Annotated in this window: 12 protein-coding genes, 1 tRNA gene, 2 rRNA genes and 1 pseudogene; 10 read left to right on the top strand and 6 right to left on the bottom strand. The window is 41.8% G+C overall.

The window, feature by feature from the left end; genetic code table 11:
- The 3 genes and pseudogenes from ACERCG_RS11685 to ACERCG_RS11675 form a co-directional block, all read left to right on the top strand.
- A partial coding sequence (locus ACERCG_RS11685; RefSeq protein ID WP_373612232.1) for a bifunctional 4-hydroxy-2-oxoglutarate aldolase/2-dehydro-3-deoxy-phosphogluconate aldolase occupies positions 1-571 on the top strand: 571 nt, incomplete at its 5' end.
- Between the two features lie 86 nt (positions 572-657).
- Positions 658-996, top strand: a pseudogene (locus ACERCG_RS11680) (Slam-dependent surface lipoprotein); the annotation flags it as partial.
- A 67-nt stretch (positions 997-1,063) separates the two neighbouring features.
- A complete protein-coding gene (locus ACERCG_RS11675; RefSeq protein WP_373612233.1) occupies positions 1,064-2,515 on the top strand; it encodes a surface lipoprotein assembly modifier in 1,452 nt (483 codons plus the stop codon).
- Between the two features lie 48 nt (positions 2,516-2,563).
- Here the strand turns inward: ACERCG_RS11675 and mutS are convergent, their stop codons facing one another.
- Positions 2,564-5,161: a DNA mismatch repair protein MutS gene (mutS, locus tag ACERCG_RS11670; RefSeq protein ID WP_373612231.1), complete on the bottom strand. Its 2,598-nt coding sequence runs from the start codon at positions 5,159-5,161 to the stop codon at positions 2,564-2,566.
- Between the two features lie 191 nt (positions 5,162-5,352).
- Here mutS and ACERCG_RS11665 point away from each other — a divergent pair, with 191 nt between their 5' ends.
- The 4 genes from ACERCG_RS11665 (at position 5,353) to ACERCG_RS11650 (ending at position 8,372) form a co-directional block, all read left to right on the top strand.
- The gene (locus tag ACERCG_RS11665) at positions 5,353-5,943 is read left to right on the top strand and encodes a helix-hairpin-helix domain-containing protein (protein WP_373612230.1); all 591 of its coding nucleotides are present in this window, start codon (positions 5,353-5,355) and stop codon (positions 5,941-5,943) included.
- A 146-nt stretch (positions 5,944-6,089) separates the two neighbouring features.
- The gene (locus ACERCG_RS11660; protein WP_373612229.1) at positions 6,090-6,719 is read left to right on the top strand and encodes an FKBP-type peptidyl-prolyl cis-trans isomerase; all 630 of its coding nucleotides are present in this window, start codon (positions 6,090-6,092) and stop codon (positions 6,717-6,719) included.
- Positions 6,720-6,783: 64 nt separating this feature from the next.
- Complete coding sequence (locus ACERCG_RS11655) at positions 6,784-7,299, top strand: protein disulfide oxidoreductase (RefSeq protein WP_373612228.1); 516 nt, start codon at positions 6,784-6,786, stop codon at positions 7,297-7,299.
- 137 nt (positions 7,300-7,436) lie between these two features.
- Positions 7,437-8,372, top strand: a complete 936-nt coding sequence (locus ACERCG_RS11650; protein WP_373612227.1) for a hypothetical protein — start codon at positions 7,437-7,439, stop codon at positions 8,370-8,372.
- A gap of 146 nt (positions 8,373-8,518) precedes the next feature.
- Here ACERCG_RS11650 and ACERCG_RS11645 read toward each other — a convergent pair whose 3' ends face one another.
- The gene (locus ACERCG_RS11645) at positions 8,519-9,583 is read right to left on the bottom strand and encodes an MFS transporter (RefSeq protein ID WP_373612226.1); all 1,065 of its coding nucleotides are present in this window, start codon (positions 9,581-9,583) and stop codon (positions 8,519-8,521) included.
- Positions 9,584-9,779: 196 nt separating this feature from the next.
- On the opposite strand from ACERCG_RS11645, the gene mnmE reads away from it, so the two are divergent.
- The 3 genes from mnmE to tilS all read left to right on the top strand — a co-directional run bounded on the left by mnmE (position 9,780) and on the right by tilS (position 13,920).
- Positions 9,780-11,138: a tRNA uridine-5-carboxymethylaminomethyl(34) synthesis GTPase MnmE gene (gene mnmE / locus ACERCG_RS11640; protein ID WP_373612225.1), complete on the top strand. Its 1,359-nt coding sequence runs from the start codon at positions 9,780-9,782 to the stop codon at positions 11,136-11,138.
- Positions 11,139-11,244: 106 nt separating this feature from the next.
- Complete coding sequence (locus tag ACERCG_RS11635; RefSeq protein ID WP_373612224.1) at positions 11,245-12,657, top strand: DHA2 family efflux MFS transporter permease subunit; 1,413 nt, start codon at positions 11,245-11,247, stop codon at positions 12,655-12,657.
- Positions 12,658-13,920 (top strand): tRNA lysidine(34) synthetase TilS, encoded by a 1,263-nt coding sequence (gene tilS / locus ACERCG_RS11630; protein ID WP_373612223.1) that lies wholly within the window; start codon positions 12,658-12,660, stop codon positions 13,918-13,920.
- Here the strand turns inward: tilS and xerD are convergent.
- From xerD to rrf (ACERCG_RS11610), 4 genes are all read right to left on the bottom strand, one after another.
- Positions 13,917-14,810 (bottom strand): site-specific tyrosine recombinase XerD, encoded by an 894-nt coding sequence (gene xerD, locus ACERCG_RS11625; RefSeq protein ID WP_373612222.1) that lies wholly within the window; start codon positions 14,808-14,810, stop codon positions 13,917-13,919. The two genes, tilS and xerD, sit on opposite strands and share 4 nt — an antisense overlap.
- A gap of 154 nt (positions 14,811-14,964) precedes the next feature.
- Positions 14,965-15,041: transfer RNA gene (locus ACERCG_RS11620), tRNA-Asp, on the bottom strand.
- Positions 15,042-15,052: 11 nt separating this feature from the next.
- A 5S ribosomal RNA gene (gene rrf, locus ACERCG_RS11615) occupies positions 15,053-15,168 on the bottom strand.
- A gap of 58 nt (positions 15,169-15,226) precedes the next feature.
- Positions 15,227-15,342, bottom strand: a 5S ribosomal RNA gene (rrf, locus tag ACERCG_RS11610).
- Positions 15,343-15,348: the final 6 nt, after the last annotated feature.

Below are 15,348 nucleotides of genomic sequence, written 5' to 3'. Positions count from 1 at the left end.
CGACAACGCAGAAGATATTTTACCGCTGGCGAAAACCTTGTCTAAAAACGGCTTGCCTGTGGTAGAAATTACCTTCCGCTCGGCAGCAGCTGAAGAGGCAATTAAATTAGTGAAGGCGAACTATCCAGAAGTATTAATTGCCGCGGGAACGGTGCTGACCAAAGAGCAAGTCCTTGCTGCCAAAAACGCAGGGGCAGATTGCATTGTCACCCCGGGCTTTAATCCTACTATCGTTAAATATTGCCAAGCGTTAGGTTTGCCTGTTACACCGGGCGTGAATAACCCAATGGCGATTGAAGCTGCTCTTGAACTTGGCATACAAGTAGTCAAATTTTTCCCAGCAGAAGCAAGTGGCGGGGTGAAAATGATTAAAGCCCTGCTTGGCCCTTACAGCAACTTACAAATTATGCCGACTGGTGGTATTTCACCGCAAAACATCAACGACTACCTTGCGATTCCGAATGTGGTGGCGTGCGGTGGCTCTTGGTTTGTGGAGAAATCGCTGATTAAAGCGCAGAAGTGGGAGGAGATTGGGAAGTTGGTAAGAGAGGTTGTGGAATTGGTAAAATAATAAAATTGCTCCACTAGGGTGATTTTATTTTATCTATTTACAAATGATACTAAACTCTTCATACTCTATTTGACGGCTATGTATTTACCCAAGGTGAAGAAACGCCAAAAGCGAATATGCCGAAAACCGGTACGGCAACCTATAACGTAGAAGGTGTGTTTGTGGCAAATGGTCACGACTCCTTAGACTCAAAAGGCCATACGCTAACTGTTGATTTTGCTAATAAAACCATAAACGGTGATGTTGCTCCAAATGTGACCATTACTAACGCTAAAATTGATGATAACGAGTTTGAAGGTACAGCAGTTTATAATGGAAAAGCCGCTGAGTTAGAAGGGCATTTCTATGGTCCAGATGCATCTGAAATTGGCGGAGCTTACAGCTCATCAAGCTTCTCTGGTGCATTTGGTGGTAAAAAACAGTAATTTTTAATTGATCTTTTTGAAAGGCTATTGAAAAATGGCCTTTTCTATTTATTAACGGCTCTCTATGATGAAAAAATCACTTTTTATTTCTTTAATGCTTACTTCTCCTCTCGCATTTGCTGACGTCACCCCAACTCAAATTCAAGAGAAAATGGATAATCAGCGAATGCAACAAAATCAATCGTTTGAGAAACCGGAGCATAAAGTTGCTCAGGTTCAGCCCAAAGTGCAACATAGCAATAAAGCGATTTCACTTTCAAGCCAAGAACTCATTCAGCAACCTGAATTATTAAATTCGGCAATGCTTATGGCATTGGTAACAGGGCATAGCGAAAATGTGGTCTTTTTATTGCCAATGTACCAAAAACTTCCTGCATCTGAGCAAAATGGAGACATCATTGCGTGGGCAAAGGCTGTTGAGGCTAAATCAACGCAAGATTACACACAATCTATTAAACTCTACCGAGAATTGCTGGCAAGTTATCCTGAAAATCAGCCAATTAGAATGCAGCTTGCGGTGACTCTTTTTGAGAATCGTGAAAATGAAGCAGCAGAAGCACAATTTCACAAATTACAAGCGGATAAATTACCGCCAGAAATTGCAAATATGATCAGTCATTATTTAGACGCAATCAGCAAGCAAGACAGATGGATATTTCAAGGTGGCTTAACCTATTTAAACGACCCGAATATCAACAATGCCCCAAACGCTGGTACAACCTATGATAGCTGGACTGCACCGAAAAAAGAATCCGCCCAAGGGGTCGGATTTCACTTTGAGGCGGATAAAAAATGGTCTTGGGGCAATGGTTTCTTCCACGAGTTTCGTTTAAGCGGAAACGGTAAATATTACTGGAACAACAAAAAATATAACGAATATTCGCTCAGAGAAAGCCTCGGCTTGGGTTATCAAAATGCGAAACAAAAAATCACCTTGTTGCCGTTTTTTGAGCAGATGTGGTATGCCGGTGGCTCTAGCCAAAGTGAAAGCACGAAACGTTACTCCAAATCGGGCGGTGTAAATACCCGTTGGCAATATTGGATTACGCCGCAGTGGCAATCCGCCATCACTTATGAATATGCCGAGCAGCGTTACACCCGCCGCCAACATTTAGACGGCAATTATCATTTTATTGCCCCGAGCCTCTATTTTTACCCTAACAGCCAACAATATTGGTTTGTGGGGGCGAATTTTAACCGCACCAGCACCCGTGATTTAGATGATAGCTTTATTCGCAGAGGTGTTTCACTGGGTTGGGGGCAAGAATGGAAGAACGGGCTTTCCACCCAATTAAGTGTGAGCTATGCTCGCAAGCAATATAGAGCTCCAATGCCAATTTTCCAAATTACTCAGCGTAATAAAGAATATGGCGTGCAAGCGAGCATTTGGCACAGAGCCTTGCATTTTAAGGGCATTACCCCTCGCTTAACGTGGCAATATAACAAGGTAAAAAGCAATCATAGCTTCTATAGTTATGACAAAAACCGTGTCTATATTGAGTTTTCACATACGTTCTAAACAAAAACGCCCCTTAAACGGGGCGGTTTCTTAGTTATTTGCTTCAACTTACTCCAACAATTTTTTCAAGCGATACAACTCGTCCAAAGCCTGTCTTGGGGTAAGTTCATCAGGCTGAAGGGCTTTCAGGGCTTTTTCAACTTCATTTTCTACTACAAGCGGTTGAATTGCTTCATTTTTTTGCAAATCAAAACCATCGGAAAACAGTAAATCCGCCTGTGGGTGTTCGTTGGCTTGTTTTGTTTGGAGGGAGATTTCCTCCAAATGTGCCAAACGCTGTTTTGCCAGTTGAATCACTTGCTTTGGTACGCCCGCCAATGCCGCCACCGCCAAGCCGTAGCTTTTGCTTGCAGCCCCTTCTTGTACCGAGTGCATAAAGGCGATAGTGTCGTTATGTTCTCTCGCATCTAAATGCACATTTGCCACGCCTTTAAGCTGATTTGGCAACCCTGTTAGCTCAAAATAATGGGTAGCGAATAGCGTTAAAGATTGCGTTTTCTTCGCCAACCATTCTGCACACGCCCACGCAAGCGATAAGCCATCGTAGGTTGAAGTTCCTCGCCCGATTTCATCAATCAACACAAGGCTATTTTCAGTAGCTTGATGAAGAATATTCGCCATTTCTGTCATCTCCACCATAAAGGTTGAACGCCCCGAAGCGAGATCATCGCTTGCTCCAATGCGAGTAAAAATCCGATCAATCGGGCCAATTTCCGCACTTTCTGCCGGCACAAAACTGCCGATATACGCCATCAACGTAATGAGGGCGATTTGTCGCATATAGGTACTTTTACCGCCCATATTCGGACCTGTTACAATCAACAAATGGCGTTGAGCGTTCAGAAATACAGGGTTGGCGATAAATGGATCTGTTAGCACCTGCTCAACCACAGGGTGTCTGCCGCCTTTGATGTTTACCGTTCTGTTTGGGCTAAAGGTTGGGCAAACATAATTTAAGCTATCTGATCGCTCGGCAAGGTTAGTCAGCACATCAAGGGTTGAAAGCACCATTGCCGCCAGTTGCAGCTCGCCTAATCGTGGCATTAAAATATCAAATAGCTCATCGTAAAGTTGTTTTTCGAGTGCAAGCGATGCCCCCTTCGCCTTTAACACCTTGTCTTCATAGGTTTTGAGTTCAGGAATAATATAGCGTTCGGCATTTTTAAGCGTTTGACGGCGAACATAGTGAATCGGAGCTTTGTGAGCCTGCCCTTGACTGATTTGAATGTAGTAACCGTGAACCGCATTAAAGCCGATTTTCAGCGAATCAATCCCTGTACTTTCACGCTCACGAATTTCCAAATTCTCTAAATACTGTGTTGCTCCATCTGAAAGCTCCCGCCATTCATCAAGTTCCGCATTGTAACCTTCGGCAATTACCCCACCATCACGAATAAGCTGTGGCGGATTTTCAATAATCGCACGTTCAAGTAAGTCGTGTAACTCGCTGAAATCAGCAAGTTGAGATAATAATTTATCTAAACTAGCGGTCAAATTTTGCGAATTTTTTGCAACTTCAGGCAGTTGTGCCAATGCGGTGCGTAAACGAGTGAGATCACGAGGGCGAGCCGAACGTAAAGCAACACGAGCCAAAATTCGCTCCATATCGCCCACTTGTTGCAACAAGGGCTGAAGTTCTCCAACTCTATCGTGCTGAATAATCGCCCCTATGGTCTGCTGTCTTTCTTGTAGTTTGGCATAATCTCGAATCGGCTGATGAATCCAACGCTTGAGCAAACGGCTTCCCATTGGGGTAACGCATTTATCTAATACCGCAGCCAGCGTGTTTTCCGTGCCACCTGCCAAATTTTGCGTAAGCTCTAAATTGCGGCGAGTGGCAGCATCTAATAACACCGTATCGCTATGTTGAAATAATTTGATTGAAGTAATATGTGGCAATGCCGTACGCTGGGTTTCTTGTGCATAATGCAACACACAACCTGCGGCACAAAGAGCCACTACCGCTTTCTCCACCCCAAACCCTGCAAGGCTTTGTGTGCCAAATTGACGATTTAACAGTTGAATTGCCGTCACCAGCTCAAATTCCCACACAGGACGGCGGCGTAAGCCTTTGTAATTGTTTAAAATGCCTGCTGCAGAAAAATCTTCCGCATATAGAATTTCTGCAGGTTGCAAACGTTGCAATTCTGCTGATAATGCCTCTTTATTTGGCAATTCGCTGATTAAAAACCGCCCGGAAGTCATATCAAGCGAGGCGATCGCAAAAGTGCCTTTTTCTTCATACACCGCCGCCACTAAATTATCTTGGCGTTCAGGCAGTAATGCCTCATCACTCACCGTTCCCGGCGTAACAATTCTAACCACTTTTCGCTCAACAGGCCCTTTTGAGGTGGCTGGGTCGCCTACTTGCTCACAAATTGCCACGCTCTCACCCAATGCGACTAGCTTTGCCAAATACCCTTCCACAGCGTGATACGGCACACCCGCCATTGGAATTGGCTCGCCTGCCGATTGCCCACGTTTAGTGAGAGAAATATCCAACAACGTCGCCGCTCGTTTCGCATCATCATAAAACAACTCGTAAAAATCTCCCATTCGGTAGAAAAGTAGAATGTCTGGATTTTGAGCTTTGAGTTGCAAATATTGCACCATCATTGGCGTGTGGGAGGAAAGATCTTTCGTCATCGGGTGTTTAAGTAGTTAGAAATCATTGCCGTTAGTTTAGCAGATTAAGCAATGGGAAAAAACAAGCGGTCTTATTTGGCAAAAAATTTGCAAATTATAAAAACCATTTGTGATGAACTTTACTCCAAACCTACAGTCCTAAATGACAGTTTTTTTAATAATTTTCCTCTTTTTTATTTTAAGGGTTTCCAATGAAAGTATTAAAAACATTATTAGCATTAGGTGCTGCGATGGCAGTTTCAGCAACATCATTTGCTGAATCCGTATCTGTAAGACCTGCAACAACCGAAGAACTCATCAATGCAACTAAAGCATCTGTAGCACAAAAAGCTGCGGAAGTTAAAGAAAATACGAAAGTAAAAGCGAAAGAAGTTAAAGAGAGCGTTACCCAAAAAACGGAAACTGTTAAAGCTAAGGTGGGTACTGCAACCGAAAACGCAAAAGTGAAAGCAGAAGCTGCAAAAGTCGCAACCGTTGAAAAAGCAGCAACTGCAAGAGAAACCTTAAACTCAGCTAAAGCTGCCACAACCGAAAAAGTATCAGCAGTAAAAGCAACAGCGGCTGAAAAAACGATTACAGTGAAAAAATCACAAAAAGTAAACATCAACAAAGCAAGCGAAGAAGAGCTTCAGTCTTTAGCAGGTATTGACGAAGCGAAAGCAAAAGCTATCGTGAAATATCGTAAAAAAGCAGGCAAGATCAAAAGCGCTACTGAATTATCTAATATTTCGGGTATTAACGATACAACAGTTGAAAAAGTGGCGCCATACTTAACCTTCTAATCGTTACAAGCGGTTGTTTTCTTGCAAAATTTTGCGAAAAAACTACCGCTTGTTCATTCATCATCTTGTTTTATCAAAAACAATCCCCATCTACTTCTGCGTATTTATTTTTTAATACAGAATTCAATTAACAAAAGGAACAAAAAATGGCATTAGATTTCAATTCAGTTACATTAGACTCAGTAGAATCAAAAGGCGGTTACGGTATCGGTTTACAAATCGGTCAGCAGCTTTTAGGCAGCGGTATGGACGTAAACGCAGAAGCGGTTGCTCGTGGTATTTTTGATGTATTAAACAATAATGAGCCTGCAATCGACATTAACGAAGTAACAACCGCATTACAAGAATTAGGTCAGCGTGCAGAAGCGGCTCAGTCAGAAGCATTTAAAGCCATTGATGCGGAAAATAAAGCGTTCCTAGAAGAGAACAAAAAAGCAAACGGCGTAATCGTAACCGACAGCGGTTTACAATACGAAATTTTAACTAAAGGTACTGGCGAGAAACCAACCGCTACTTCAACCGTGCGTGTTCACTACACGGGTTCATTAATTGATGGCACGGTATTTGACAGCTCCGTGAAACGTGGTCAGCCGGCTGAATTCCCAGTAAACGGTGTAATTCGTGGTTGGACAGAAGCATTACAATTAATGCCTGTTGGCTCAAAATGGCGTTTAACCATTCCACACGAATTAGCTTACGGCGAGCGTGGCGCTGGTGCATCAATCCCACCATTTGCAACCTTAGTATTTGAAGTGGAATTATTAGATATTCTCTAATACTCAAGCTAGAAACCTGTGAAGTATTTTCACAGGTTTTTTCTGTTTTTATCAATATAACATTATGAAAAAGAAATCGCTTATCTCTCGCTTAGTAAAAAATATTTTTGTCTTTGGTAGTTTGTTTATTGTGATTAGCCTTGTTGTAGATTGGTATCGCTCCCCTTCTGCCCCAACTCAATTTGAACAAACCGTGCATTACGACCTCCAAAATCAACCGAAAATCATCGCCCAACTCAGCCACGAAAAACCGATGTTGCTCTATTTTTGGGGAAGTTGGTGTCATTTCTGCACCGTTGTTTCGCCAAGTGTTCAGCAGCTATCTGAAGAAGGGACGGAAGTATTAGGCGTTGCGCTAAAATCAGGTGACGAAATAGAAGTAGAAACTTACCTCAATGAAAACGGTTACACCTTCTCAACCTTGAATGACCCAACAGGCGAGTTTTCTCAAGGCTGGAATATTCAAGCCACCCCGACGATTTTAATTATCAAAGATGGGAAAATTTTTAACCACACCACAGGCTACACAAGTTATTTGAGTTTGAAGTTGAGATTGTGGTTGGCTGAAGTTTTACCTTAAAATAAAGCCCTGTAAGTTTAATTTACAGGGCTTTTATATGGCTATCGTACCGTTCTACGATTAAAAAATGATAACAAATTGACCAAAAAAAAAACAATATATAATATTGTTATTTTCATTAATACAAGGAGAATTTTATGAAAAAGATAGTTCTTGCCAGCATTATTGCAGCTACCTTTGCCTTAACAGGCTGTTCTGAAAAAGATAAAGCCTACTATTTGCAAAATATTGATAAAGCAGAGGCAAAGAAAACCGAGTGTGAAAATAAAGCTAAAGAGGCTTGGAAAAAGAAAGATGAAAATGCGTTAAAAGCTCTCCAAGCAGATGCTGAATGTAACGCCGCTATTGATGCCATTAAAGAAGATCGAAAAATCAAAGCAGAGCAAGAACGCAAAGCCGCTGAAGCAAAAGCACGAGAAGAAATTGACCGTGAAAAAGCAAAAATAAAGCAAGAACTAGGGCAAGTAGATTGGAAAGCAACAGCTCACTATATTGTAAATTCAGATTGTGCTAAATATGTTAATCAATTTAGCAAAACAGGGTTTGCTGTTCCTAAAGATAACTACGCCTGTAAAGCCATTGAAGAAATCCATTTAGAAAATGTTGAACTGGGCAAAGCAGAATTAGTAAAATTCTCTTACGATGAATTACTTAAACAAGAAAAAGAGTTTTGTGCGAAAGATAAACGCCCACTTTCTGCTTGTTCCATTTGGGAAATTGCATTAGGCGAACAGGCTGAAAAAGCGTTTGAAGCTCAAGATTTACCAACCTTAGAGCAACAGAAATCTGAATACGCGATGTTCAGCGATAAAAAGCCATTAAGTGCAAAAAGAGCCTTTGAAAATGCTTTAAAAGCGAAAGAGCAAGCTGTGATTGACAACTACACGAAAAATCCTGAGCAGTTAAAGCAAGATTACAATCAATGTGTTGAGAAGGTAAAACAAATTGGCGATCACTACAGCAAACACGAACAACGTTCAGCTGTAACCAATTTTTACCCTTGCTCGCAAGCACAATCAGCTCGCCGTAAATTAGGGCTAAATTACGATAACTTCCAAACGCTAATGGAATAAAAATAAATAATATAAGCCGTTAATGAAACCTTTCACTAACGGCTTTTTCTTTGCAAAAATGGGAACAAACACTTGCGTTTGAACGTTGGCTTTGCCAACGACTCCGAAAGAGCGAGCGTAGCGAGTAATAAACCACCGCTTGTTGCTTAAACCAAAAAAATCACAGGCACTAAATTCATTGTAATCACTGTTGTAATCGACAAAATCAGCCTTGATGAGCCGAAAATAAAGCCTCGATGTGTGCCGTTGTCAAACTTCACTAATAAATTTGCCATTGCGGTTAGGGCAAAAACTTCCACCACCGTGAAAATCACGGTGTAAATATAGGCTGCGGTTAATGTGGCGAATTTTACCGCTATAAACCAAGGGGCGATAATCGCCACCGCTAACAATGGTGAAACCCAAATCAATTGTTGCTTGGTTAAGTTGATTTTACGAGAAAAAGTCGATTGCAAACTGACCGTTAAAATGCCGTTAATGAACAAGGCAATTGGCGAATGTTCTGGGGCATTCAGGACTTTATCAAACAGATACGGAAAAATAATAAAGTACGAAGATGCCACACTAAGGGGGATAAATAACATTAAGTGTGCAAATAGAAATTCTTTAGTAATGATTTCTTTAATTTGTGAAAAACGAAACTTCACACCGCCGCTAATGCCCTCCACCGCCGAGAATGGTTTCACCATAAACACAAATAACACCGCCTCTAAAATAAAGCAGATCCAAATCAGCGTTTCAATCATCTCAAATTTAATGAAAGGAATGATGATAAGCGGTGCTAACATTGAAGACATACTAGTTACTTTTAGATACTTCCCTTGTAAGCGAGTTTTTGAAGCATATTCATTGCCTGCAAGGGCAAGCAAACAAGCTCTTGCATTCGTGCCGAACAAGCAACTACCTAAGCCGAAACAGGTTGTCGCCATCAGCAAAATAATATAGTTATCTGCCGCTAAAAATAGCATATAGGCGACCACATCTAAGAAACAGCCGAGTAACATCATTTTGGCTAAACCGTAGCGATCTCCCCAAATGCCTGCCAAAATAGCTAAGGCTTGGTTGCAAAACAGCAATAATGAGAGCGAGAAAGCGATTTGTGCGTTATCTAATCCTTTTCCTTTTAAGTAAAAGAAAAACACGCTTTGCATTGAAAAAAAGGCGGTGGTGGAGATAAATCGGCGAAAAAGTAAAAGTTTTTCTAAAGACATTAAATCGAGTGAAATTGTTTAAATAAAGAACGACATTCTACTCTTTCGGCTGGATACGAGCAATCGGCTTTTGTTTTACCTTTGGGCTGGGTTTCGGTATTATAGAGCGATATGTAGGGGCTGGTCCTGTGCCTGCCCAAATATCCCTAATAAATTACGGGCGAGCACAGGACTCGCCCCTACAATGAACAAAAAAATGAAAGATACTATTGTTGCCCAAGCCACCCCGATTGGTCGTGGCGGTGTTGGGATTTTGCGAGTTTCTGGCCCATTAGCAGAAAATGTGGCTGAAGCGGTACTAGGTCAAAAATTATCGCCCCGTGTGGCAAATTATTTGCCCTTTAAAGATGAAGACGGCACGGTGTTAGATCAAGGCATCGCCCTGTTCTTCAAAGCCCCAAATTCCTTTACCGGCGAAGATGTGCTTGAATTGCAAGGACACGGCGGTCAAATTATTTTAGACCTATTGTTAAAACGCATTTTGCAAGTCAAAGGGCTACGCATTGCCCGCGCAGGCGAATTTTCCGAACAAGCCTTTTTAAACGATAAGCTCGATCTTGCCCAAGCTGAAGCGATTGCGGATTTAATCGACGCCACAAGCGAACAAGCCGCTCGTTCTGCGTTGAAATCACTACAAGGGGAATTTTCTAACAAAATCAATGAATTAGTAGATAATGTGATTTACTTGCGAACCTATGTGGAAGCAGCTATCGATTTCCCCGATGAAGAAATCGACTTTTTAGCCGATGGTAAAATTGAAGCGAAATTAAATGAAATTATCTCCCAATTAGACGGCGTTCGCCGTGAGGCAAAGCAAGGCTCTATTTTGCGTGAGGGGATGAAAGTGGTGATTGCTGGCCGCCCAAATGCAGGGAAATCAAGCCTACTAAACGCATTAGCGGGGCGAGAAGCGGCAATCGTTACCAACATTGCAGGTACAACTCGTGATGTTCTGCGTGAGCATATTCACATTGATGGAATGCCGCTGCATATTATCGACACCGCAGGTTTGCGTGATGCGAGTGATGAAGTCGAACGTATTGGTATTGCTCGAGCGTGGGACGAAATCGCTCAAGCCGATCACGTTTTATTGATGATTGACAGCACCGAGCAACAAGCCGATCAGTTCCGCAGTGAATGGGCAGATTTCCTAGCCAAATTGCCAGCCAATATGCCTGTTACCGTTATTCGCAACAAAGTAGATTTATCTGGCGAGGCTGAAGGCTTGATTCAAGTGGACGATTTCACGGTGATTCGCCTCTCCGCTCAAACCAAAGTAGGCGTAGATTTACTGCGTGAGCATTTGAAAAAATCAATGGGCTACCAAAGCTCAACAGAGGGTGGATTCTTAGCTCGCCGCCGTCATTTACAAGCACTTGAAACTGCTGCCGAGCATTTAGAGCGTGGGCATATCCAGCTTACTCAATTCTTAGCGGGCGAACTCTTAGCGGAAGAATTGCGATTAGTGCAAAATGCGTTAAGTGAAATCACAGGGCAATTTACCTCTGATGATCTTCTCGGCAATATCTTCAGCTCGTTTTGTATCGGTAAATAATCATCACAAGCGGTGATATTTTTTCTGCATTTTGCAGATTTGATTGTATTCGCAAAATTTCATCAAAATATGACCGCTTGTTTTAAATCATCATAAAAGGTAGCTTATGGCTATAGCAACCGAAAATGTTTCCTATAAAGGCTTAGCGTGGATTGCCGCCTCAGCTTTCTTTATGCAAACCTTAGACAGCACCATTTTGAACACCGCTTTACCTGCTATTTCTGCGGATATGCACGAATCACCACTTGAAATGCAAATGGCAGTAATTAGTTATGCTTTAACCATTGCTGCACTCATTCCATTAAGTGGTTGGTTGGCGGATAAATTCGGCATGCTGAAAATCTTTCGCTTGGCTGTGGTTTTGTTTGTGTTAGGTTCGATCTGCTGTGCAATGTCGCAAACCTTAGAAATATTAGTGCTTACTCGTATATTTCAAGGTATTGGTGGTGCGTTGATGATGCCCGTTGCACGCCTTACGATTATTCGGATAGTGCCAAAATCAGAATTAGCCGCAACGTGGAACACTATGGCAATGGCGGGCTTAATCGGGCCTATACTTGGGCCTATTGTAGGCGGCTGGCTGGTTACTTTTGCAAGTTGGCATTGGATTTTTTTGATTAATATCCCAATGGGCATATTAGGGATTTACATTTCAGGCAAATATATGCCTAATCTCACGCAAGAAACCGAAAAATTCGACTTCATCGGTTTTCTATTATTTGCTTTCGGCTTAGTTAGCTTTACCTTTGGCTTGGAATTAATCGGCGAAGACTTAAATAACAGCTTCCGAGCGTTACTCATCATTGCTATTGGCTTATTACTAATGGCAATTTACATCTTTTACGCTAAACGAGCGATTAATCCTATTTTGTCGTTAAGTCTATTTAAAACTCGCACCTTCTCCATTGGAATGATCGCAAATCTGATTAACCGTTTATGCAATTCTGGCGTGCCATTTTTAGTGCCATTAATGTTACAAGTTAGCTTTGGTTATCGTGCTGATTTAGCAGGCTGGTTGCTCGCCCCTATTGCGGTGGGAGCTATTTTAGCGAAATCCGTTGTTGGCAAAATATTAATGCGACTAGGCTATAAATACACACTTATTTCAGGAGCTATTGCGATGAGTGTGATTATTTTCACACTAGGCTTTATGGATAAACAAACCCCTATTTGGCTTCTTGTGCTTATTCTATTTATCAATGGTATGTGTAATTCTATTATTTTTACCAGCATTAATACGCTAACCATTGCGGATTTAAAGGATAAAGAAGCTAGTGCTGGCTCAACTTTTTTAAGTGCCGTACAACAAGTGGGAATTGGTTTTGGTATTGCGGTTGCTTCTGTCATTTTAGCCTTATACCGAAAAAATTATGGTGAACAAGGCGAGCAATTACAGCAAGCATTTAGCTCTACGTTTTTCACAGTAAGCATTTTTGGGCTATTGTTAGCTATTTTCCTACTCTTTTTAAATAAAACAGATGGCGATAATCTCCGTAGCCAGAAAAATAGGGGGAAATAAATGCCTCTACTTCAACGTTTTCAACAACAATTCGAACAATGGCTACCCAACACGCAAGATTTTTTGGTTGGGCTAAGCGGTGGTGTAGATTCCGTCACTTTACTCCACCTTTTTTCTCGTACAGGTTTCAACATTCGGGCAATTTATATCCATCACGGACTCAGCCCGAATGCCGATAGCTGGGCGACATTCTGTGAGCAATATTGCAAGCGGTTAAATATTCCGTTTATTTTGCAAAAAGTAAACATTGATACAAGCAACGGCATAGAAAGCGGGGCGAGAGAGGCACGCTATCAGGCAATTCAACAACATTTAAAACCGAATGAAATATTGGCTACAGCACATCATTTAGATGACCAATCAGAAACCTTTTTTCTCGCCTTAAAACGTGGGAGCGGTATTAAAGGACTATCCGCAATGCAAGCGGTTACTTTCTTGCAAAATTTTACCGTTTTTCGACCGCTATTACCCTTTAGCAAAGCGGAAATCTTGGCTTACGCCACCCAACATCAGCTTGAGTGGATTGAAGATGAGAGCAATGCAGATAACCGCTACGATCGCAATTTCCTCCGCAATGAAGTCTTACCTTTATTAAACCAACGTTGGCAACAATTCAGCCAGATGGTTGCTCGTTCTGCTCAACATTGTGCAGAGCAACAAGAACTTATCAGAGAACTGCTCAATGATGAATTAACCCAAAGAATAGGCGAAAAAAAGCAACTTTCTATTGTTCAGTTTCAGGATTTTTCATTACTCAAACAGCAACAATTAATCCGATTATGGTTGGAAAAATACGGTGTGATGATGCCGAGCCAAGCTCAATTACAAGCGGTCATTTTTGAGTTAATTTTTGCAAATACGGATAAGAATCCTCAAGTTAAAATCGGGGAAAAGGTGATTAGGCGCTATCAACAAGCTCTCTATATCACTGATGAGCTCCCTGAAATTCCTGCATTTGAAATAAAATTAGGATCTCAAACAAAGCTAGATCTTCCTTATCAACTCGGAAAAATTACTCGTAATCAGCAAGAGATCATTTGCAAAAAAAATGACAAAATAGACCGCTTGTTATTACCCGAAGCGTTAGCTTACGAGGAGGTTTCACTTACAATCGGACAACAAGGTAAAGTGAAATGCTATGGAAAACCGCATCAGGAAGAGATGAAAAAAATCTGGCAACAACACAATGTGCCAGTGTGGGAAAGAAGCCACACATTGCTCGTTTTTTGGCAAGATGAATTTGTGGCTTGTATCAAAAATTAGCCTCTCGGGTGGAATTTCTGGTGCAACGATTTCAAACGAGCTTTCGCCACTTGGGTGTAAATTTGTGTGGTGGATAAATCGCTATGTCCAAGTAGCATTTGTACCACGCGTAAATCCGCACCGTGATTGACTAAATGGGTTGCAAAGGCGTGGCGAAGAACGTGTGGCGAGAGTTTATCGGCATCAATTCCAGCTAGGACCGCATAATGCTTTATCCGATGCCAAAAGGTCTGCCTTGTCATCTGCTGCCCACGCCGGCTCGGAAATACTACATCAGACTGCTGATTATTCAGCAAAATAGGACGACCGTATTGGAAGAATTCTTGTATCCAATAATTTGCTTCCTCACCCAATGGCACTAACCGCTCTTTGTCCCCTTTCCCGATAATTCTCACTACACCTTGCTTTAAGCTGATATTATCGGTTGAAAGCGAAACCAGCTCCGTTACACGCAAACCTGTTGCATAAAGCAGCTCTAGCATTGCTTTATCACGCAATTCGATAGGATCTAGCGTATTTGGTACATCAAGCAAATCCATCACCTGCTCTTCACTTAGCGATTTAGGTAGATGCGCACCTCGTTTCGGCGAAGTGAGCGTAAGGGTTGGGTCATCTTTACGATAGTTCTCAAGGTTTAAAAACCGGAAGAACTTCCGCAAACAACTTAACATTCGGGCTGAACTGGTTGCCTTATACCCTTGCTCTAAACGCTCGCCTAAAAACCCCTGTAAGTCGATATGATCAATAGATAAGAAAGCCTTTGGTTCAGAAAAATAATCAGAAAAACGTTCTAGATCAGAACGATAAGAGGCTATCGTATTTTCAGACAAACCGTGTTCTTGCCATAACGTATCAAGAAATTGTTCAATAATCGGGTCAAGCTCAGCCATACAAGCGGGTATTTTTGTTTATAATTTTGCAAATTCTAGCAGAATTCACAGAGCATAAAAACGAAAAAACCGATTAGCTATAAACTAATCGGTTATCNAGAGCATAAAAACGAAAAAACCGATTAGCTATAAACTAATCGGTTATCAAATAAGTTGGCGGAACGGACGGGACTCGAACCCGCGACCCCCTGCGTGACAGGCAGGTATTCTAACCAGCTGAACTACCGCTCCGCAAATTCATAGATTGATAATGCCCTACTCTCACATGGCGAATCACCACACTACCATCGGCGTTACTGCGTTTTACTTCTGAGTTCGAAATGGAGTCAGGTAGAGCCACAGCACTCTGGTTATCAATCAAATTCTTTCTATTTAGTCAGTTTACTCATCTATATAAGTAAACTCAGTAAATAAAAACCCGACGATGCTCTACTCTCACATGGCGAATCACCACACTACCATCGACGTTACTGCGTTTTACTTCTGAGTTCGGTATGGAGTCAGGTAGAACCACAGCACTATGGTCGTCGGGAAAATC

The organism is Mannheimia sp. E30BD (genome assembly GCF_041807785.1).
GTDB lineage: Bacteria > Pseudomonadota > Gammaproteobacteria > Enterobacterales > Pasteurellaceae > Mannheimia.
Note: the sequence above shows the minus strand (reverse complement) of the source record. Positions and strands in the feature narration are given on the sequence as shown.